Annotated in this window: 25 protein-coding genes and 1 riboswitch; of the genes, 21 read left to right on the top strand and 4 right to left on the bottom strand. The window is 26.2% G+C overall.

Annotated elements, in window-relative coordinates; translation table 11 throughout:
• Positions 1-58 precede the first annotated feature (58 nt).
• Positions 59-490, top strand: a complete 432-nt coding sequence (locus FRIFI_RS06925; RefSeq protein ID WP_166505416.1) for a phage holin family protein — start codon at positions 59-61, stop codon at positions 488-490.
• Between the two features lies 1 nt (position 491).
• Positions 492-1,229 (top strand): N-acetylmuramoyl-L-alanine amidase, encoded by a 738-nt coding sequence (locus tag FRIFI_RS06920; protein WP_166505415.1) that lies wholly within the window; start codon positions 492-494, stop codon positions 1,227-1,229.
• 69 nt (positions 1,230-1,298) lie between these two features.
• Here FRIFI_RS06920 and FRIFI_RS06915 read toward each other — a convergent pair whose 3' ends face one another.
• Entirely contained in the window at positions 1,299-1,997 is a 699-nt protein-coding gene (locus FRIFI_RS06915) for a hypothetical protein (protein ID WP_166505414.1), read from the bottom strand.
• A 203-nt stretch (positions 1,998-2,200) separates the two neighbouring features.
• Here FRIFI_RS06915 and FRIFI_RS06910 point away from each other — a divergent pair, with 203 nt between their 5' ends.
• On the top strand, positions 2,201-4,090 hold the full coding sequence (locus FRIFI_RS06910; protein ID WP_166505413.1) for a cell wall-binding repeat-containing protein: 1,890 nt from the start codon (positions 2,201-2,203) through the stop codon (positions 4,088-4,090).
• 76 nt (positions 4,091-4,166) lie between these two features.
• Here the strand turns inward: FRIFI_RS06910 and FRIFI_RS15540 are convergent, their stop codons facing one another.
• A complete protein-coding gene (locus FRIFI_RS15540) occupies positions 4,167-4,424 on the bottom strand; it encodes an HNH endonuclease (RefSeq protein ID WP_202819470.1) in 258 nt (85 codons plus the stop codon).
• Positions 4,425-4,521: 97 nt separating this feature from the next.
• On the opposite strand from FRIFI_RS15540, the gene FRIFI_RS06900 reads away from it, so the two are divergent.
• The 6 genes from FRIFI_RS06900 to FRIFI_RS06875 all read left to right on the top strand — a co-directional run bounded on the left by FRIFI_RS06900 (position 4,522) and on the right by FRIFI_RS06875 (position 9,047).
• On the top strand, positions 4,522-5,112 hold the full coding sequence (locus FRIFI_RS06900) for a hypothetical protein (RefSeq protein WP_166505412.1): 591 nt from the start codon (positions 4,522-4,524) through the stop codon (positions 5,110-5,112).
• A 140-nt stretch (positions 5,113-5,252) separates the two neighbouring features.
• Complete coding sequence (locus tag FRIFI_RS06895; protein WP_166505411.1) at positions 5,253-5,546, top strand: hypothetical protein; 294 nt, start codon at positions 5,253-5,255, stop codon at positions 5,544-5,546.
• Positions 5,547-5,683: 137 nt separating this feature from the next.
• On the top strand, positions 5,684-6,205 hold the full coding sequence (locus tag FRIFI_RS06890; protein ID WP_166505410.1) for a hypothetical protein: 522 nt from the start codon (positions 5,684-5,686) through the stop codon (positions 6,203-6,205).
• A 369-nt stretch (positions 6,206-6,574) separates the two neighbouring features.
• A riboswitch (PreQ1 riboswitch) is annotated at positions 6,575-6,618 on the top strand.
• Positions 6,619-6,716: 98 nt separating this feature from the next.
• Complete coding sequence (locus FRIFI_RS06885; RefSeq protein ID WP_092925768.1) at positions 6,717-7,682, top strand: nucleoside hydrolase; 966 nt, start codon at positions 6,717-6,719, stop codon at positions 7,680-7,682.
• A gap of 1 nt (position 7,683) precedes the next feature.
• The gene (locus FRIFI_RS06880) at positions 7,684-8,247 is read left to right on the top strand and encodes an ECF transporter S component (RefSeq protein WP_092925770.1); all 564 of its coding nucleotides are present in this window, start codon (positions 7,684-7,686) and stop codon (positions 8,245-8,247) included.
• Between the two features lie 107 nt (positions 8,248-8,354).
• Positions 8,355-9,047 carry a radical SAM protein gene (locus FRIFI_RS06875; protein ID WP_092925772.1) on the top strand — a complete coding sequence of 231 codons (693 nt, stop codon included), beginning with the start codon at positions 8,355-8,357 and terminating at the stop codon, positions 9,045-9,047.
• Positions 9,048-9,103: 56 nt separating this feature from the next.
• Here FRIFI_RS06875 and FRIFI_RS06870 read toward each other — a convergent pair whose 3' ends face one another.
• Positions 9,104-10,450 (bottom strand): MATE family efflux transporter, encoded by a 1,347-nt coding sequence (locus FRIFI_RS06870; protein ID WP_092925774.1) that lies wholly within the window; start codon positions 10,448-10,450, stop codon positions 9,104-9,106.
• A 303-nt stretch (positions 10,451-10,753) separates the two neighbouring features.
• On the opposite strand from FRIFI_RS06870, the gene FRIFI_RS06865 reads away from it, so the two are divergent.
• The 9 genes from FRIFI_RS06865 to FRIFI_RS06830 all read left to right on the top strand — a co-directional run bounded on the left by FRIFI_RS06865 (position 10,754) and on the right by FRIFI_RS06830 (position 17,241).
• A complete protein-coding gene (locus FRIFI_RS06865; RefSeq protein ID WP_092925776.1) occupies positions 10,754-11,128 on the top strand; it encodes a GntR family transcriptional regulator in 375 nt (124 codons plus the stop codon).
• A gap of 11 nt (positions 11,129-11,139) precedes the next feature.
• Complete coding sequence (locus FRIFI_RS15385; protein ID WP_330405602.1) at positions 11,140-11,352, top strand: ATP-binding cassette domain-containing protein; 213 nt, start codon at positions 11,140-11,142, stop codon at positions 11,350-11,352.
• Positions 11,353-11,465: 113 nt separating this feature from the next.
• The gene (locus tag FRIFI_RS06860; protein WP_330637693.1) at positions 11,466-11,993 is read left to right on the top strand and encodes an AAA family ATPase; all 528 of its coding nucleotides are present in this window, start codon (positions 11,466-11,468) and stop codon (positions 11,991-11,993) included.
• 1 nt (position 11,994) lies between these two features.
• Complete coding sequence (locus FRIFI_RS06855; protein ID WP_166505409.1) at positions 11,995-12,627, top strand: ABC-2 transporter permease; 633 nt, start codon at positions 11,995-11,997, stop codon at positions 12,625-12,627.
• 337 nt (positions 12,628-12,964) lie between these two features.
• Positions 12,965-13,510 (top strand): hypothetical protein, encoded by a 546-nt coding sequence (locus tag FRIFI_RS06850; protein WP_092925780.1) that lies wholly within the window; start codon positions 12,965-12,967, stop codon positions 13,508-13,510.
• A 119-nt stretch (positions 13,511-13,629) separates the two neighbouring features.
• Complete coding sequence (locus tag FRIFI_RS06845) at positions 13,630-13,932, top strand: YjgN family protein (protein WP_092925782.1); 303 nt, start codon at positions 13,630-13,632, stop codon at positions 13,930-13,932.
• Between the two features lie 193 nt (positions 13,933-14,125).
• Positions 14,126-14,539: a membrane lipoprotein lipid attachment site-containing protein gene (locus tag FRIFI_RS06840; RefSeq protein WP_166505408.1), complete on the top strand. Its 414-nt coding sequence runs from the start codon at positions 14,126-14,128 to the stop codon at positions 14,537-14,539.
• A gap of 305 nt (positions 14,540-14,844) precedes the next feature.
• Positions 14,845-15,375, top strand: coding sequence for a hypothetical protein (locus FRIFI_RS06835; protein WP_092925786.1), 531 nt, complete (start codon positions 14,845-14,847; stop codon positions 15,373-15,375).
• Between the two features lie 240 nt (positions 15,376-15,615).
• Complete coding sequence (locus FRIFI_RS06830) at positions 15,616-17,241, top strand: Na/Pi cotransporter family protein (protein ID WP_092925788.1); 1,626 nt, start codon at positions 15,616-15,618, stop codon at positions 17,239-17,241.
• A gap of 38 nt (positions 17,242-17,279) precedes the next feature.
• Here the strand turns inward: FRIFI_RS06830 and ytaF are convergent, their stop codons facing one another.
• The gene (ytaF, locus tag FRIFI_RS06825; protein WP_092925790.1) at positions 17,280-17,897 is read right to left on the bottom strand and encodes a sporulation membrane protein YtaF; all 618 of its coding nucleotides are present in this window, start codon (positions 17,895-17,897) and stop codon (positions 17,280-17,282) included.
• A 174-nt stretch (positions 17,898-18,071) separates the two neighbouring features.
• On the opposite strand from ytaF, the gene FRIFI_RS06820 reads away from it, so the two are divergent.
• From FRIFI_RS06820 to FRIFI_RS06810, 3 genes are all read left to right on the top strand, one after another.
• Positions 18,072-18,659, top strand: a complete 588-nt coding sequence (locus FRIFI_RS06820) for a hypothetical protein (RefSeq protein WP_166505407.1) — start codon at positions 18,072-18,074, stop codon at positions 18,657-18,659.
• Positions 18,660-18,748: 89 nt separating this feature from the next.
• Complete coding sequence (locus FRIFI_RS06815) at positions 18,749-19,414, top strand: Bax inhibitor-1/YccA family protein (RefSeq protein WP_092925794.1); 666 nt, start codon at positions 18,749-18,751, stop codon at positions 19,412-19,414.
• Positions 19,415-19,566: 152 nt separating this feature from the next.
• Entirely contained in the window at positions 19,567-19,995 is a 429-nt protein-coding gene (locus FRIFI_RS06810; RefSeq protein WP_092925796.1) for a hypothetical protein, read from the top strand.
• The last annotated feature ends 149 nt before the right edge of the window (positions 19,996-20,144 follow it).

Here is a 20,144-nt window from a genome sequence, read left to right as displayed (position 1 = left end):
TTTATGACTAGAATTAAATTTCTAGTCTTTTATTTTTATTCAAAAGGTGGTGTTTTCGGTGAATTTTTTTAACGATTTACAAGGAAATCCTTTTATAAGCATTTTATTAATCGCTTGTATATGGGATTTGTTTCTAGGAATACTTAGGGCATTAAAAGAAAAGAAAATCAATTCAAGCGCTGGTATAAATGGAATAATACGAAAAGTTGGGATGATAGGAAGTGCTTTATTTCTAAAACTTGTTGATCTAGTAATAGATTTTAATTTAGTAGCGTTCTTACCAAGTGAATTTCTTGAAATTATAAAAATTAATAGTATAGGTGTATGTGAATTATTTTGTTTATGTTTTATAGCATTTGAAACTTTATCAGCTATGAAAAACTTAACTAGAAGCAATATACCTATACCAAGTAAATTAAAAGAGTTTATAGAGTATATGTTGGATACTTTTACGACTGAAAATAACAAAAAAGATAAGGTAGGTGTATAATATGAATATAATTACAAACTTTTTAGATAAAAATAAATATAGTAGACCAGGCACTAAAAGAAGTAAAACTACTAAAATTGCATGGCACTATGTAGGTAATGCAAGATCTAGCGCTATTGCTAATAGAAATTATTTTAATAATGCACCTAAACACAAAACAAGTGCAAGTTCACACTACATAATAGGTTTAAATGGAGAAATAATTTATTGCGTTCCGGAAGGAGAGATAGCATATACAACTAATTCTGCTAACTCTTATAGTATAGGTATAGAAATGTGTCATCCAGATAGTAGTGGTAAATTTAATACATTAACATATAATGCTGCGGTAGAACTAGGAGTAGATTTAGCTAGAAGATATAAGCTTAATCCTTTAACAGATTTTATAAGACATTATGATGTTACTAAGAAGTGTTGTCCTAAGTACTGGGTAGATAATAAAAATGCTTGGGAGAAGTTTAAAAAAGATGTGAATAGTAAATTAAAAGGTAATACTACTCAAGGATCTTCGACAACTAGATTTAAAAATGGAGATTATACAGGCAAAAAAGCTAGAGTTACAGCAGATGTATTAAATGTAAGGTACGACAGAGGTACTAATTATAAAGTCATAGCCAAATTAAAAAAAGGGGATATTGTTAAATTAAATTATTGTTTAAATGAATGGATAAGCATAGAAGGATATAAGGGCAATAAAGGTCTCGGTTATGTACATACAGATTATCTAGAGATAATGTAAATATAAATTGATCTTATACAACTGTAAGAGGTGCGTAATTAAATATACCTCTTACAGTTAAATGTAATTTTAATCTAAATATTTTATAAGCAAATTACCTAATTCGGATATGTAGTAACTTTTAGTTAACTTTGAATCACTATGTGTGGAATAAGATGGGTCAGATGAAACCTCTTCGTAAAAGATATCATCATCTTCCTCAATTAGTGATAACATGTGTAACTTTCTTATTGATGAATTAATATCATATAGAGTCAAACCTTTAACATATAAAACAGTTGGTGTGAATTTAAAATCTCCTCGCTTAGATAAATATTCCATAATTAAAATATCTTTACGTGAAATCAAATCTAAACACTCACTTAAATCAACAAATGAATTAAAATCTATATTTCCATTAAAGAAATCTAAACTTGATTTAGATAAAATCTTTAGCTTAAAATCTGTATCAAATTTATCTATTTTAAATGATAAGTATTCTGTAACCTCTTCTCTATATTTTTTATTGTCTCGTATATCTTCTTTGAACTTTTCAAATGAATAATCTGAAGAACCTTCATTAGCGTATTTTATAAATTTTTCAAGTTTACGTCTAAAAAACCTATCAGAAATACTATTATAAGATTTGTATAGTAGTCTAAGGCCAGGTATTTCGTCTCCTGCAAATGATAATACATCAGAAATTGTATCATCTTCTATAAATTCATCTAGTAAGCTAAGAGCATCTTCACAATTATCTAAAGTATTTGATGAAAATTTTGGACTCATACATTCCTCCTTAATGGTACCTTGTAATATTATGTAAATATATTAGCATAATATGGTATATTTTTCATTAATTTAATTGTACCAATGATTTACTTATTAATAAAAAATATTAAAATACTTTACTTCATTACAAAATATTACAAAATGTTACAATAGAATTAGTGTATACTTCTGTAGGAGTAAAATTATTGGAGGGGGAATATATGAAAATAAGTAAAAAATTACTGGCTTTAGGGGTATCTTTCTCAATTGCTATCTCCAACGTATCTGGAGTACATGCATTATCTAGCATTGAAGAAATTAAAGGCAGAGATAGGTATGAAACAGCAGGAATGATAGCTGATAAGCAAGACTATAATACTGCAATAGTAGTAAATAGCCATAAATCATTGGCAGATGGATTAAGTGCTAGTGGATTAGCTGGAGTTGTAAATGCACCTATTTTATTAGCTACAGACAATGAAATACCATATGAAACAGATAGCAGACTTATAAAAGTTGATAAAATTTATGTTGTCGGTGGAGAAAATGCGGTAACTCCGAATATAGAACATTATTATAGGAGATTTGGAATTGAAGTTGAAAGGCTATCTGGAAATGATAGAATAGAAACATCTTATGCTGTAGCAGAAGAAGTCAAAGAACAATTAGAATTACAAGGTAAAAAAATAGATAAAATATTTTTAACAAATGGATACAAAGGTGAACCTGATGCAATGAGTATTGCTCCTGTATCAGCAAGAGATAATGCACCTATAATACTAACTAATGGGCAAAGTATACCATTTAATGCTAAGGACATAGATAGCTATGTTATTGGTGGAAAAACAAATATGAGTGATAACTTAGTTCAAGATACTAAGTCAGAGCGATTAGGTGGTACAGACAGATTTGATACTAATAAAAAAATAATAAATAAATTTTATCCTGGATCCAAAGAGTTCCATATAACTAAAGCATATAATTTAGTTGATGCATTAACAGGATCTACAATAGCAAAAAATACTCCGATTGTATTAGTACACAATAACAGTGATAAGAGTATTTTAAAAGGAGCTACAAAAGTTACTGCTTTAGGTGGAATAGATGAATCTATAATACAAGAATGTATAAATGCTGTTAATGGAGTAGTTTTAAGTGGAAACATAGAAGTACACTTTATAAATGTTGGTCAAGGGGATGCTACATATATAGAAATGCCTGATGGAACAGACATATTAATAGATGCTGGAGAAAGTAAATATGGAAGTACTGTAGTAAATTATTTAAATAGTCAAGAAAAAGGAATGGATTTAGATTACTTAATATCTACTCATCCAGATGCTGATCATGTTGGAGGTATGCAAGAAGTATTTAAACAATTAAATGTTAAAAATTTCTATTATCCAGCAGATGCACCGCATAACACTCAAACTTGGAAGAATGTTCTAAGCTTAGCTAATACAGAAGGTTGCAAAATATTAGACTCTAAACCAGGTACAATTATAAGTGGTGGTGGAGCAACATTAAAATTCATTCATCCTACAAAGGATTATAACGATAATAATGAAGATAGTGTGGTTGGATTATTAGACTATAATAATACAGAGGTACTATTAACAGGAGATGCTGAAGCTATAACAGAGCAAGACATGGTTAGTCAAAATCTAGTTCCAGATGTAGATGTATTAAAAGTAGGTCATCATGGATCTAATACTTCTACCACTCAAGAGTTTTTAAATAAAGCTAAGCCAGAACATGCAGTAATAAGTGTTGGAGAAAATAGTTACGGACACCCAACTCAAAATATATTAAATAGATTATTTGGTATAGGTTCTAAAGTATGGAGAACAGATAAAAATGGTCATGTAATTATGACAAGTGATGGTAATAACATAGATATGAAGTCTATAACTGGTGGACCTCAAACTAAACCTGATCCAGAGCCAACACCTCCACCAACAGTTGATAAAATAGTTTATGCTAATGGTGGAAGTAGCTCATCTAATAAGTATCATAAAACAGCAACATCACATGGTATGAAAGGTGCTATAAAAATGACAGAAAGTGAAGCTAAGAAAAAAGGATATATAGCATGTAAAACATGTTTCTAAAATAAATCTATAGAAAAGAAACAAAATAAAAATTTAAAAGGTTATATAAAAAAAGGAGAATTAATTTTCTCCTTTTTTATTTTAAGTATAGTATTATCATCAGATAACGAGATAACTTTTTTAGACATATGATGTCTTGAACTAGATTTATCATATAAATAATAATCCTTACCTTTTTAGCACTATTTAGTCCAATTTCACATTTAGGTTTATGGTTTTCTGAGTTAGTACACCACTCTAAACTTGTTATATTGTTATTAGTTTTATCACCATCAATATGGTTGACTAGTGGCTTATTATTAGAAATGAAAATAAGTTTATTAAGAGCAAGCACTTTGTAAAAACATAGCAAAGAATTTATTGGAATATATTTCTAAATAAGTTATAATAACTCTTGACAACAAATTGTATAATAAAGGAGTGTTGAACTTATGGAATATTTGGGAGATTCTTATGTATCTTTGAAATATAAAAAAGAATATTTTAATAGGTTGAACTTGGATTTATCAAGTAATCATGAGGAGTGGAATATTGCAATAGACATATTTGATGATAGAATAAGAGGTAGGTATTTGAATGTAATAGAATCTATGATAAGAAATAATAATATAAATAGAGATGGATTTGCTATTATGGCATTAAATTGTTTATTGATAGAAACATTATTGCAATTCAAGAGAGGATGGAATGAAACTAGAGGTAGCAATAAACAAGCGTATACTAACTTTTTGTTAGAAGAGTTTCCAAGTCATTTTAGTAGTCCACTCTTAGCAGAAATATTTTACACTCATATTAGATGTGGAATTTTACATTCAGCTCAAACAAAAAAAGGAAGTAAATTAACTTTTAATAAAAGCTATGTAGTTAGTTTTGACGAGAATAACTTAAGTGTTGATGTTGAAAATATAACTATTATGATTAATACATACTATGATAATTACTTATGTAAACTTAGAGACGAGAATAATATAGATATTAGAAAAAAATTCTTAAAAAAAATGAAATTCTTATGTGATAGATAATAATGGTGTATAAAATGATATGAATTTTAATATTTTTACTTATTTATGTTGTTATTAAATATTAAACATATCATTATAAATATAGTTATAGACATATTATGAGACCATAATATTGAAATAAATTTATTGGAGATGTATATATGAAAATAATATTTATACAAAATGTTCACATAAAATCAAGTTTAATAGTAGATATAAAAAAAGAAATAAATAGCGATATAATCCCAAGAGTTGGTGATTTAATATCAGATAGATTATACGGTGATGTACTTTTAGACTATGGACCAGGAGTGGTTAGTCGTGTACTTCTAGATTATGAGGAAAATAAGTGCATAGTTATGCTAGAAAGAATAACTGTAGATAATGATATACATAATAATATAGCAAATAATTTAATAGCCAAGGCTGAAGAGTTTGGGTGGTATGCAAAATAAGAAAAGAACTTATCTAATTAGATAACTAGAATAATATATATATGTTGTAATGACATAGCTATAGATAATATATAAGGCTAAGAGCAATCTTAGTCTTATTTTTATGAGAAAAATTAATTATAAATTTTATTAATGCTATGGAAGAAGGAAAAGTAATTTTAATAAGAATGAGAGATTCTGATTTTGATGATGATGTATCTATAGATATACTTACAACATTCTTTGTACAAAAGATATGGATAACTACTAAAATAAGAGGTGGTATGCATGAGTTACCAAGACGTTGTACAGTTTTAATAGATGAAATATTCCAATCACCTACAAGTCAAAAGATATTAATTAAGACTTTTGTTCAAAGTGCTAAGTTTGGATTAAAATATGTATTAACATTACATTATATGGACCAACTCACTAAAGAAGATCAAGCAACACTTAAAAATTCTAATGCATCTTATATATTAATTAGTGGAGTAGACAAGAAGGCATTTGAATCGCTAGAAGAAGAATTTACAGTACATGGATATTCATTAGATGATTTATTAAATCTAAAACAGTATCACAGTTTAAATTTAATTAAATCTAAAGATAGCTATAAAGCTTTTATAACTAAATTACCTCCAAAATTAAAAGTCAAAGAAGAATTACAAAATATAGCATGAAAATAGGAGAGTTTAATACTCTCCTATTAATTTTGACATATATTTATAATAGGTTAGACTTGGGGTAAGATGCTAAGGCTAACATAACCACTTTACTCATATTCCGCCAAGCTTACTGCGTTTCACTTGCTACATATTCGCTACGCATGTTATAGCATATGCAAATAGCATAGTGAAAGTTGCATGTCCTTATATAAAAAATAATTTTCATATTTAAACTAAATAAGATATTGTACAATGTACAAAATTCATGTTAAAATAAAAACTGTTAGTAAGTTGTGGATAAATAATTGAAACTGACAACAAACTGACAATTTTGCAAATATAAAATCTTATAAGTATTGAAAACACTAGATAGTATTAAACTGTCTGGGACTTGTTCGAGAACTCCAAGTATAAAAAACTAGGGATTTATATAGTGGCAGTATATAGACGTATCCTAGATACGCTTTTTTAATGCACTAAATAAAAGCGTATAGTTCTCCATTAAATGTTTATGGAGGAGATTAAAATGAAAAAAAGAAAAGTAATAATTGATTGTGATCCAGGAATTGACGATTCATTAGCAATACTTCTAGCATTAAATTCACCAGAATTAGAAGTATTAGGGATTACCGTATGTAGTGGAAATGTACCTGCAAACTTAGGAGCAAAAAATGCTCTAAAAGCACTTCAAATGTGTTCTTCGCTAGATGTACCTGTATATATAGGAGAAGAGCTACCTTTAAAAAAAGAACTTATAACAGCACAAGATACTCATGGAGAAGATGGTATAGGAGAAAATTTTTATGAAGAAGTTGATGCTAAAATTTTACATGGTGGAGTAGACTTTATAATAGATACTTTAAATAGAAATAAAGACGTATCTATTATAGCACTAGGTCCGCTTACCAATATAGCTAAAGCATTAATTAAAGATAAGAAAGCCTTCGATAACTTAGATGAGTTTGTTTCCATGGGAGGAACTTACAAAAGTCATGGGAACTGTTCACCAGTAGCAGAATTTAATTATTGGGTAGATCCACATGCTGCTGAATATGTTTATAAAAACTTACCTAAAAAAATTCATATGATAGGACTTGATGTAACTAGAAAAATAGTATTAACACCAAATATTATTGAATTTATAAACAAACTAGATAAAGATGTATCTAAATATATAACAGAAATAACTAGATTTTATATAGATTTTCATTGGAATCAAGAAGGCATAATAGGTTGTGTAATAAATGATCCATTAGCAGTCGCATATTTTATAGACAGAAATCTATGCAACGGATTTGATTCTTACGTTGAAATAGTAGAAGAAGGAAAAGCCATAGGTCAAACTATAGTAGATGCATATGATTTTTATAAAAAGAAACATAATGCACATATACTGACAGAAGTAGATGCAAAAGCTTTTATGAAGATGTTTATAAAAAATATATTTAAGGATAAAGGTAATATTATAGACTCTATAAAAGGAGTGATATAATATGGAAAAGAAATTAAACGTTAGAAACTTAACTTTAATAAGCTTTGGAATAGCTTTAAATGTAGTAGGAGCATTTATAGCCTATTCTTTAAGACTTCCTATATATATGGACTCTATAGGAACAATATTTATAGCCTGTTTACTTGGACCTAAATATGCCGTAATAACAGGTCTATGTGGAAGCTTAGTAAGTGGAATGACTTTTGATATATATTCAATATACTTTGCTCCTGTTCAAATAAGTACAGGGTATTTAGCTGGTTTGATGTATAAAAAAGGATTCTTAAAAGGTATAAAAACTCCTCTTGGAGTGTTTATATTCACATTACCAACATCTATAATAAGTGCCATGATAAGTGCATTTTTATTTGGAGGTATAACATCATCGGGTTCATCATATATTGTTCAAGTACTAAGTGTAATTGGAGTTCCAGATGTATTAAGTGTATTTATAACACAAATATTTACAGATTATGCTGATAAATTTGTGGCAGTACTATTAATAGGGGGTTGTGTTAATGCACTTCCTAGAAATGTAAAATCACAAATATTATTAAATAGATAAAATTCATAATAACTAATTTTTATAAATTTAAATTAAACATAGATTGGAATATATCAAATTAGGTATTATATTATGTATAATACCTAATTTATTATAAAGGAGAAAAAATGGACAGATATAGTGAAATAACTAATAAAAACCAAAGAGAAATAGTACTACTTAAAAGTTTTCCATGCGTATGGGGAAAATGTAGTTTCTGTGATTATATATTAGATAACTCAAAATCAGAAGAGGAAATAAATAAATTAAATTTTAAAGTACTTGAAAATATAACAGGAAAATACAAAGTTTTAGAAGTTATAAACTCAGGAAGTTGTTTTGAACTTCCGAAAGCTACACTTGATAAAATAAAAGATATAATAAAAGACAAAAATATTGAAAAACTATTTTTAGAAAGTCATTGGTCATATAAAAATAAAATACAAGATATGAGAGAATATTTTGAAATACCTATAACTTTTAAAATAGGTGTAGAAAGTTTTGATTATGACTTTAGAAATAATTTTCTAAATAAAAATGCTAAATTTAAAAGTGTAGAAGAACTTAAAACTTATTTTGATTCTCCATGCATGATGGTAGGTATAAAAGGTCAGACAAAAGAAATGATAGATAAAGATATGGATATAGTTTTAAATAATTTTGATCATGCTACTATAAATGTTTTTGTAAATAATACATCAGATATTAAAAGAGATGATGAGATAGTTAATTGGTTTGTAGATAAATATAAAGACTTACTAGATAAAAATCCTAATATAGAAGTATTATATAATAATACTGATTTTGGAGTAGGAGAATAAAAAGCTAGCTTAAATTTTTAAGCTAGCTTTTTAAATGTAGATTTGTCTTATAATTTTTATGATGAGTAACACTCTGAAGAATTTATACTATTAACTTTTTTATGATAGTCAATAAATAACGGTATAGATGCTGCAAGCCAAGCCATAGGACCTGCTAAACAAATACCAGTATAACCAATAGCTAAAGGTAATGTAAATGCAACAATAGTTCTGGCAAGTAATTCGTAAACACCAGCCATCATAGGCACGAAAGTATATCCCATACCCTGAAGTGCATTTCTGTATATAAATATTAAGCTAAGAGGTATAAAGAAGAAAGAAACTGTAGTTAGATATTTAGTAGCGTATGATATTACATTTGGATCTGAATTTGATACAAATAGCTTAACAAAATATTCACCAAGTGTCATAAGTATAATTCCACCAATAACACCAATAGCTATATTTATTAATGTACACTTTTTAACTCCCTCTTTAATTCGTTCGATATTATTAGCACCAAGATTTTGAGCACAATAAGTTGCCATAGTAACACCAAATGTTACACTTGGCTGCATAACAAGTTGTTCAACCCTAGAAGCAGCAGTATATGCAGCAACAATAGTTGATCCAAATGAATTAACAGCACCCTGAAGTATTACTGCTCCGACAGCAGTTATTGAAAATTGAAGAGCCATTGGGATTCCTATATTTAAGTGTTTCTTATAAAAGTCTAAGTTGAAGCTAAAATGTCTTTTTTCAAGTCTTAATATAGGAAATTTTTTAGCAGTATAAATTAAGCATAGTATACCTGAAACTCCTTGGGAAATAACAGTAGCATAAGCAGCTCCTTTAACTCCCATAGAGAATTTAACTATAAACATCAAATCTAGTATTATATTTAAAATGGATGCAACAATTAAGAAATATAAAGGAGTTTTACTATCTCCAAGTGCACGAAGTATACTTGCAATTATATTATAGAAAAATGTAACAAATATACCTCCGTATATAATTATTATATATGAATAAGCTTCATCTATTATATCATGTGGAGTTTTCATTAAATTTAAAAGTGGTTTAGTAAAAAATATACTTAAAATAGTAATTATAATAGTCATAATTACAGACAGTACAATTGCACTACCTACGGCTTTTTTAACACCTTCTTCATCATTTGCTCCAAACCTTTGTGAAACTAATACGGAAAAACCAGATGCAAGGCCTAATATAAATCCTATTATTAAAAAAATCATAGAACTTGTTGATCCAACAGCTGCTAGAGCTTTAACACCTAAAAATCTTCCAACAATTATTGTATCTACCATACTATAGAATTGTTGAAAAATATTTCCTATAAGTAATGGTATAGAAAAATATAAAATTAATTTTACTGGATTACCAGTAGTCATATCTTTAGTCATAAACATTCCCCCCTTTTATGTAAGACATATCCATCAGCATATACTAACATTATTTAAAACCATATACAATAGATTATAAAAAAGTTATTAAAAATGATACTATATTTTTATTATATTACAATAGTATTTAATTTATTGTTACAGAACAATTCTATAAAACTTACATTTAAATAAAAATCATTAAGTATATATTTTTTTAATTAATTTTGAAAATAGGTTGACATGAAGTGTACATAAAGTGTATATATATAATATATACATTTTATATACACTAAATATTAAGTAAGGAAGAGAGGTGTAAAATTGAATATAAATATAAGTAATACATCAACAATACCCTTGTATGAACAAATAAAAAGCCAGATACAAAATCAGATATTAGACTCAACATTAAAGCCAGGGGAAGGTCTCCCATCTATAAGAAATTTCGCAAAAGAATTAAAGGTTAGCATAATAACCATAAAAAGAGCCTATGAAGAACTTGAGAAAGAAGGATTTATAGAGACTGTTACAGGGCGAGGAACTTTTGTATCAACAAAAAATACAGATCGATTAAGAGAAATAGCTTTATATGAAATAGAAAATAAATTAGAGGATATTATAAGGCAAGTAAAATCAGTAGGTATAACATTAGAAGAAGGACTAGAAATATTTAAAAGTATATATGAAGAAATATAAGGAGGTATATTATGAATGCAATAGAGATTAGAAATTTGAAGAAAAATTTAGATACATTTAATTTATGTATAGATAATTTAGATATAAAAAAGGGATATATAACAGGGTTTATAGGTCCAAATGGATCAGGAAAAACTACCACAATAAAATTAATTATGAATATGATATTTAAAGATAGTGGTAGTATAAAAATATTTGGAAAAGAATATAAAAAAATGATATAAATACAAAAGAATTAATAGGTTATATTGGTGATGTTCCTGGTTACTTAAATGAATCTAAACTTAAGGATATAAAAAAGTCAGTATCTTTTTTTTATAAGAATTGGGATGAATCATTGTATAGAAGATATATACAAAAATTTAAATTAGATGAAAATAAAATATATAAGAAACTTTCAAAGGGACAACAGAAAAAGTTTGAATTAACAATGGCGCTGTCTCATCATCCAAAGCTTATAATAATGGATGAACCAACAGCAAATTTAGACCCTTTAGTCAGAAATGAATTTTTAGATATACTTCAAGAACATATAGAAAAAGAAGAAGCTACTGTATTTTATTCTACTCATATAACATCTGATTTAGATAAAGTCTCAGACTATTTAGTATTTATATATGATGGGAAAATAATACTAAGCGGAGATAAAGATAGCATATTAGAAAGACATAGTATGATAAGAGGTGGGAAAAATTTATTAGACAATGAAACTAAAAGAGCATTAGTAGCATTTAATGAAAATTCATTTGGATTTGAAGGATTAACATCAAATGTAAAACATGCATACGAAATATTTGGGGAAGAAGTTGTTTATGACAAAGTTAATTTAGAAGATATACTAATGTATTATACTAGGGGGTATTAATATGAATAATATAATGAATCTTACTAAAATGAGTTTAATAAATTTTAAAGCAATACTTAAGCAAGTTGGTATAATAATTATAATGTGGTTATTTGTATCAGCAATCAATCCTTCATTTATAGGTGCTTTATCTTCAATGATTACAATTGTTGGTGTACCACAGCTTATGTCTTATGAAGATGTAAGTGGTATAGATAATTTGATAGGAGTAATTCCTGTAAAAAGAAGTGAGTACGTTATATCGAGATATGTAATTGGTATTATAACAATGATATCATCAATGCTTATAGTAAGTGTTATATACCATATAATAGAAGTTGATATAAATTTAGATTTACTATTAACTACAGTAATATTATCATCTACATTAATTATTAGTATGTTAATTCCAACAATGATTAAATATGGTGCAATAAAGGGAAAATTCATAACTATGGCTATAACTTTAGCTACAATATTTTGTTCAATGCCAATTGTAGATATACTTCAAAATCCTTCAAAACAGCTAAAAAATATAATAGACTATATAAATAATATAAATCCTTTAATAGTATCAATAATTATAAGTATTTTAACTATTTTAATATCTATGATAATATCCATAAAGATATATGATAAAAAAGAGTTCAAATAATTTGAATTAATAAAAAGAGCCTGTATTAAATTTCTAAATAAGGGCTCTTTTTATATTATTATATTTACTACAATTATAGTTTTTTTCATATTTTAGTTGACTGTATATATTAATTCATTATTTGTAGAAACGCTCCATTATTCAAATTCTCTTATATTATTGAAAGATATAGTTGAGATTAATAATAAAAAAGGAGCATATAAAAAAACATATATTCAAAGTGAATTAATAGTATGATATATTATATAAGTATTAAAAATATACAAACATATTTTAAATTAAATTTGATTTTTAGCATAACAAAGATTTGACGAATTAGTATAGAAAGGACATAAATATGCAAGCTATAAGAATAAAACCAGAAGAGTTTAGATTAGAAAATTTTATAAATTATTATAAGGATAATTGTGATGAATTATTATATGATTATCCAGATTATGTATCAAGAGTATGTTTGATAGATAGAGACTATATGGATGTAATAACTTTTGATGAAGATTATGAAGATATAAATGATGCAAGTGATTATGCTAATTTATTGTTAGGAGAAGAGTATGCACTCCATTTTGCTATAGGTAAGACTAATGAAGATTTAGATAAGGTAGAATTTTTAGATGGAAAGATATATAATTTAAGAAGTTATGGTGATGATGAGTATGAGGATTATAATATAAGAGACATTGGGGACTTTAGACTAGATTTAAATAACCTAGTAGGTTTAACACTTGACTTTGACTATGAAGACAAAGAAATCGTAATATCAAGCGTAAACTTTGAACATGGAGGTGAATTAGCTACACCTAGGATAATAGAAGTAGAAGATAGTGGAGACTTAGAAAAAGTAATTGTTAATTTTATAGAAAGATTTATAATAAAAGAATAATTCACTATACCATAAATTTTTATAAAGTTTTAAGGTTTATTTAAGATTTAATTAAGTTGCAGTTTATATACTTTATTATGCATATATATTAATATATATACATAATAGGAGGGAAACATATGGAATCAAGATTTGAAGGTGGATTACTAGGACTTATTGGAGTTAATATATTAGCTTGGTTAATAACTGCTTTTACGTTAGGATTAGCCACACCGTGGGCTATGTGCATAAAATATAGATGGGAAGCCGAAAATACGGTAATAGAAGGAAGAAGGCTCGAATTTAAAGGTACTGGATCTAGCTTATTTTTTAACTATATAAAATGGCTAGTATTAACTATAATAACTCTTGGTATATATGGTTTTTGGTTATATATAAAATTATTACAATGGAAAACTGAAAATACTGTATTTAAAGATTAATAAAAGTTATATAAGACCGTCTTACAGTAAGTTTTGTTATTAGCTAGACTTATTTTAAGATGGTCTTTTTGTATTTTTGGATACTATTTAAATAATTTAAGATTTATTTAATGTTGGGTTTATTATTTTTTAAGATATAGTATATATAATATGTTTATAATATTAAATGAAACGGACATGGAGGAAATTGAGAATGAAGAAAATAATAGTATTTTTAATGTTGGCAACTATATTGACAGGATGTAGTATGGATATAAAAATCCATAAGTTTAATAGCTATAAAGATGCTAAAGATATAATAGAAAGAGGTTGGATTCCTGAAAATATCCCAACTAATGCTACCAATATACAAGAAGTTCATAACTTAGATTCCAATAAAGCAAATGGAAGATTTATAATACCAAAAGATGAAACAGATAAATTTATACAAACATTAGAAAAGGTAGATAAAAAAAGTGTACTAGATGATAAGTTTATAGAAACTAAATGGTTTAATGAAAAAGATATAAAAGAAAAAATCAAAAATAATAAGCTTACTGTAGGCACAAAAGACGATAATATATATGCAGTAAGTAAAAATGGCGATGTTTACTACTGGGCTAAGTAGCTATGTAAAGTATGGCTTTAAATTAATTCTTAGAAAATAAATCAATATGAAACTTTTTATATAATAATATTAATACTAAAAAGATGTGCAAAATATAATTATTTTACACATCTTTTTTATATTCATTTTAATATAGTAGTAATTACTATAAAAACTAAGTTTACAGATAAACAATTATATGCTGTTCATCTGTTGCCATAAATACTAGTAAATCTAATTATTATAGATATTTTCTACAATAACTATTGTTTAAAAATAGACTCATAGTTATAATAAACATATATTTTAAATTAAGGAGCAAAACTATGAAACAATTTTTATCAAAAGACAAATTATCAATACATACATCACCATTATGTGATGTTCTTATAAAAAGTAGTGGCTATGAAAGTTTAGACAAAAACATAGCTGAAAGTAATATCGAATTTGAACCTCAAAAAACTTATGAAATAGCATCTAGTAACTTCTTTGATTTTAATCAACATTTGTATGAAGATATAAATCATATGAATTCTATAAGTGCAGGTATATATTGTGAAATGGCATTAATAACATTTAGAATATTTATATGGGGATCAAAAGGTGAGGGATTTGAAATATTTAAGCATGTTTTAAGAGGCGAAGAAATAGATAGGTTAAAAAGCAAAGAAGATATAAAGGAGTATATCGTAAAACATTTAGAAGAATTAGAAAAAGGCATAATAGAAACTTATCAGTTAGATTGTATGAAAAGCTTTGAAGAGTTTGGTAAATCAATAGAAACTAGACAAATATTATTAACATCAATATTAAAAAATTTAAGCATAGAAAATAACTTAAAAGACTTTAGAAAATAAAACCCATTTAATGGGTTTTTTTATTTACATTACATATATTATTTTTAACTTAAATTTAAAAAACTTAACATAATAGGATTTAATCAACTTTTATTTAACATAGATTTAACATTAAGTGCAATAAATTAACATTTGCTTAACACATTATGACAATTTTTTTGATAGAATAAGTTTGTAATAATAAAAGAATAAAATTATTTAATTTTAAAAACATTAAAGTTTTAAGGAGGAAGAAATATAGTGGAAATAGCAATAAACCTGATGGGGGGACTAGGTCTTTTTCTATACGGTATGAATTTGATGGCTGATGGCCTTCAAAAGTCAGCAGGAGAAAAACTAAAAAAGATAGTTGAACTTCTAACTAGTAATGTACTAATGGGGGTTATAGTTGGAGCTTTAGTTACAGCTATAATACAAAGTTCAAGTGCTACGACAGTTATGGTAGTTGGATTTGTTAATGCGGGTATAATGACACTACCTCAAGCAATAGGTGTAATAATGGGAGCCAATATAGGAACAACTATAACTGCTCAATTAGTATCACTAGATTTAGTTGGGTTAGCGCCAATGGCATTAGGCGTAGGTATAATACTTTACTTATTTAGTTCTAAGCCAAAGGTTAAAACAATAGCTGAAATATTTATAGGATTTGGTATATTATTTACAGGTATGGATTTTATGAAGGAAGCTGTTGCACCTTTAAAAGAGTTTTCAGGATTTACTAATGCATTAGTATCATTTGGACATAATCCGATACTTGGTATACTTCTTGGATTTGGTATAACTGCAATAGTTCAAAGTTCTAGTGCTTCAATGGGTATGTTACTTGCACTTGCATCTGAAGGAATATTACCATTATCATCTGCTTTACCAATATTATATGGTGAAAATATCGGGACTTGCGTTACTTCATTAATATCAAGTATAGGTGCTAGTAAGAACGCTAAAAGAGCTGCTACAATGCATTTAACATTTAATGTAATAGGGACATTGGTATTTATGTTATTACTAAGTAAGCCAATAACAATGGTAGTTACACACTTAGATCCAAATGATGTGAGTAGACAAATAGCTAATGCACATACTTTATTTAATATAACTAACGTTATACTACTATTACCTTTTTCTAAGTTAATAGTAAAACTTACTATGAAGTTAGTTCCAGAGAAAGAAGATGAAATAGAAGAGAGAAAAACTGTTAAATTCTTAGATGAAAGAATATTAGAAACACCATCTATAGCTTTATCAAATACTATTAAAGAGACTTTAAGAATGGGTGAAAAAGCTAAGAAAGCTCTGATTTGTTCAATGGAAGGTGTGCTTGAAATGTCAGATGCTAAAATAAAAAAGGCATTTAATGAAGAAATAAAGATAAATGAATTACAAAAAGCTATACTAAGTTTCTTACTAAAGCTATCTAAAACAACTTTAAATGATGATTCAAGAGAAGGTGTTGACTATCTATTCAATACTGTAAATGATATAGAAAGAATAGGAGATCATGCTGAAAATATAGCTGAATTATCAGAAATAATATTAACTAAAGAATTAAAATTATCTGATGAATGTAAAGGTGAGTTAACTGAAATATACAACAAAGTATTAAGCACATATACTTATGCACTTGAATCTTTAGAATCTAATAATGTGGATTTAGCATTAAGAGTTGTCAAAATGGAAGAACAAGTTGATATAATGGAAAAAGTATGTCGTCAAAATCATATGAAAAGATTAGATGAGAGTGTATGCACAATAGATAATGGAGTTGTTTATTTAGATATAGTAAGTAATTTAGAGAGAATATCTGACCATTCAGTAAATATAGCTCAACAAGTTATAAAAGCAAACAGTAATAAAGTAGCATAAGTCAAAAGAGTTATCTCAAGTATGAGATAACTCTTTTTTTATCTTATAAATGCAAGAGCTATAAGCATTACTCCTGATAACCAAGACAAATTAATATGGCTAATCTTATTAATATGACAACCTACTATACAACCAAATAGTAAAGATAAAAATCCAATAATTAAAGATAATAATAAAACTTCTGCATAATTAATATATCCTAAACTGCTTCCAAATCCAACTGCTAAACTATCTAAAGAAAGAGCTATTGCAAGATAAAAAGCTTCTTTAGGTGTAAGCATTTTAGATTTATCATAATCTGCTTTAGTTTCATCCGCATAAATTTCAAGTACAAACTTAAAATCAAATAATTTAAATGTTAGAGGAGCTTGATTATTATATATTTTATCTATATAGCTTTTAATTATACATTCAAATAATCTAAATATGCCAAGCCCTAATAACAATAAAAAGCTTAATAAGGATGCTATATTGGCTGATAGTAAATCTTTAAACAAAGATCCCAAAAATAAAGAAATACCTAAAGTAATTGTAGATACTAATGTTATTATAGATGCCGATTTAAAAGGAATTTTAATTTTATTTGTACCATAAGCAACACTAGCTACAAATGTATCTAATGAAAGTGATAGCACCAAGAGAAGAGATTGTAGCATTGGATGACACCCCCAAAATATTTAACTAATATTAAGATATTAATTAATTCGTATTTTGTTAACTATAAAATATTATAAATGTATAATTTATTTTGATTAAATTAAATAAGGTTGTAAATAGTTAGATTTTAGTGGTAAAATATAAATACTAAAATATTAAGAGGAGTTATATAAATGAAGTGCAATAAAAAAATAATATCATTAATTATAATATCATTAATGTCATTAGGTATTGTGGCTTGCGATAAAAATGATATACAAAAAGATCAAGAAAAGGCAGTATCTAATGTTGAAGAAAAATCAGACGAATCAATAAAAGAGATAGATAATATGCTATCTGAAATAAAAAACAAATATAAAGACTCTGTAGAAGAAATTGAAGATAAGGTTTCTATAGATAAGTCAAATAATACTAATCTAGATCAAAAGAAGATATCTAATTATACTAACAAAATATTGAGTTTAGATGATATGAAATTAAGAGACATAGAAAATAAACTTACATCAATTGATGAACTTGCTAACATAGGAGATGACAAATTAAAAACTTTGATAGGTAAATACAAAAATAATTTATCTGAAAATTTAGATGATTTTATAAAAGATATTAATTTAAGTAATTATTTAGATAAAGAAAAAGAATTACAAAGTGATATTAACTCTATAAAATCTAAAATAGAAAATACTAAAGAAAACCTAACAAATGTAGCGAATGATAAAGTAAATAAAATTTCTGATAGCATAAGTAATATAATCAACTAATTTGATACAAATTATTTCATATAATATAAATTTAACAATATATGGTATAATACATATATAGTTTTTTATAATATATGGAGATGATAAAAATGCATAAAGAAATTACAAACCCAATGGCTGATATTTTTAAATATCTAGCAATATCTATACTATTTATGTTTATAGGGTTTGCATTTGGGCAAGCTTTTATTCCTATAAGTGTTGTTCAAGTAGCAAATTTAATATTACCATTTTTAATAATAGGTTTACTTATAATGGCAATATTATCTAAGAAAAGTATAATACCTAGAAGTTTTTCTATGAACTATGTTTACTTATTTACATTTATAGATGGTATACTTTTATATCCACTATTATCTTTTTACTTACAAAGTTTAGGAACATCTATAGTAATTAATGCTTTACTTGGAACTTGTATATTATTTGGTATACTAGCCTTTATATCTTATAGAAAGAAAGCTGGGCATTACCTAGGTATAGGATCTATATTATTTGCAGGTCTTATATCACTTTTACTTCTATGTATAATAAATATATTTATAGGTTCACAGACATTAAATATATTATATAGTGTTCTGGGTATATTAATATTCTCAGGATATATATTATATGATATAAGTCTAATAAAATATGACATAGAATCAGGAAACATAATAAGTAAGAATGATTTATCTATACATGTATTAAATCTTTATCTAGACTTTGTAAATATCTTACTAGATTTATTAAATTTAATATATGAATTCAAAGATTAATAAATAAAAAGACTAGATTATACTAATTAGTATAATCTAGTCTTTTTATTTATCCTTAAATCCTTATATATTTGCAATAATTTAATTCTAAATAATCTTCATATAATTATTAAATATAGGAATACTATTATTATATAACTCAGGAGGAAACTATGGGAAAATATAAATTAGACTATTTCGCTAAATATTATTTCTTTGAAGAAGAAGACTTTCTAAAAGAGGAAGAGGGAGAGTATATATTAAATAGAATAAAGGAAAGCAATAGATTTGATTATAAGGGATATTCTTATAAATATACTAAATATAATAATATATCTAAGGGTTGTACTCAAAAAAATGTAGATGTGGAAATTCCTAAGGAAAGTATAGATATAATATTAAACGGAGATAGAGTACACCTTGATTTAATATACAAATTTTACACAAAGAAATTAGAGGATCATATTAGAATAACTACTAGAATAAGTGAAAAAACAAAAGAGGTTTCTTGTCTTTTATATATAGATTATATTCAGGCTAATGATTTTATAAAGGAATTAGAAAACATTAAAAAATTACAAGAATATAATATGAAAAGCTAAAGTAAAAGCACCTATTCCAATGAATTGTAATAGGTGCTTTTACTTTTATATATTTTATATTGACAAATAAGATAAAAAACTATTGACAAAGTATTTTTATAGGAGTATATTGTAGTTAATAAATTATTAGCACTCAACTAAATAGAGTG

Source organism: Romboutsia hominis, from assembly GCF_900002575.1.
Lineage (GTDB): Bacteria > Bacillota > Clostridia > Peptostreptococcales > Peptostreptococcaceae > Romboutsia_C > Romboutsia_C hominis.
The sequence above is the reverse complement of the archived record's forward strand: the minus strand, read 5'-3'. Positions and strand labels throughout refer to the sequence as shown.

Coding starts and splice junctions, on each gene's coding strand:
- FRIFI_RS06910 (WP_166505413.1), top strand. CDS start 2,201: ATGAAAATAAGTAAAAAATTACTGGCTTTAGGGGTATCTTTCTCAATT.
- FRIFI_RS06915 (WP_166505414.1), bottom strand. CDS start 1,997: ATGAGTCCAAAATTTTCATCAAATACTTTAGATAATTGTGAAGATGCT.
- FRIFI_RS06840 (WP_166505408.1), top strand. CDS start 14,126: ATGAAGAAAATAATAGTATTTTTAATGTTGGCAACTATATTGACAGGA.
- FRIFI_RS06845 (WP_092925782.1), top strand. CDS start 13,630: ATGGAATCAAGATTTGAAGGTGGATTACTAGGACTTATTGGAGTTAAT.
- FRIFI_RS06885 (WP_092925768.1), top strand. CDS start 6,717: ATGAAAAAAAGAAAAGTAATAATTGATTGTGATCCAGGAATTGACGAT.
- ytaF (WP_092925790.1), bottom strand. CDS start 17,897: ATGCTACAATCTCTTCTCTTGGTGCTATCACTTTCATTAGATACATTT.
- FRIFI_RS06900 (WP_166505412.1), top strand. CDS start 4,522: ATGGAATATTTGGGAGATTCTTATGTATCTTTGAAATATAAAAAAGAA.
- FRIFI_RS06855 (WP_166505409.1), top strand. CDS start 11,995: ATGAATAATATAATGAATCTTACTAAAATGAGTTTAATAAATTTTAAA.
- FRIFI_RS06880 (WP_092925770.1), top strand. CDS start 7,684: ATGGAAAAGAAATTAAACGTTAGAAACTTAACTTTAATAAGCTTTGGA.
- FRIFI_RS06920 (WP_166505415.1), top strand. CDS start 492: ATGAATATAATTACAAACTTTTTAGATAAAAATAAATATAGTAGACCA.
- FRIFI_RS06895 (WP_166505411.1), top strand. CDS start 5,253: ATGAAAATAATATTTATACAAAATGTTCACATAAAATCAAGTTTAATA.
- FRIFI_RS06810 (WP_092925796.1), top strand. CDS start 19,567: ATGGGAAAATATAAATTAGACTATTTCGCTAAATATTATTTCTTTGAA.
- FRIFI_RS06850 (WP_092925780.1), top strand. CDS start 12,965: ATGCAAGCTATAAGAATAAAACCAGAAGAGTTTAGATTAGAAAATTTT.
- FRIFI_RS06815 (WP_092925794.1), top strand. CDS start 18,749: ATGCATAAAGAAATTACAAACCCAATGGCTGATATTTTTAAATATCTA.
- FRIFI_RS06820 (WP_166505407.1), top strand. CDS start 18,072: ATGAAGTGCAATAAAAAAATAATATCATTAATTATAATATCATTAATG.
- FRIFI_RS06890 (WP_166505410.1), top strand. CDS start 5,684: ATGGAAGAAGGAAAAGTAATTTTAATAAGAATGAGAGATTCTGATTTT.
- FRIFI_RS06875 (WP_092925772.1), top strand. CDS start 8,355: ATGGACAGATATAGTGAAATAACTAATAAAAACCAAAGAGAAATAGTA.
- FRIFI_RS06870 (WP_092925774.1), bottom strand. CDS start 10,450: ATGACTAAAGATATGACTACTGGTAATCCAGTAAAATTAATTTTATAT.
- FRIFI_RS15385 (WP_330405602.1), top strand. CDS start 11,140: ATGAATGCAATAGAGATTAGAAATTTGAAGAAAAATTTAGATACATTT.
- FRIFI_RS06835 (WP_092925786.1), top strand. CDS start 14,845: ATGAAACAATTTTTATCAAAAGACAAATTATCAATACATACATCACCA.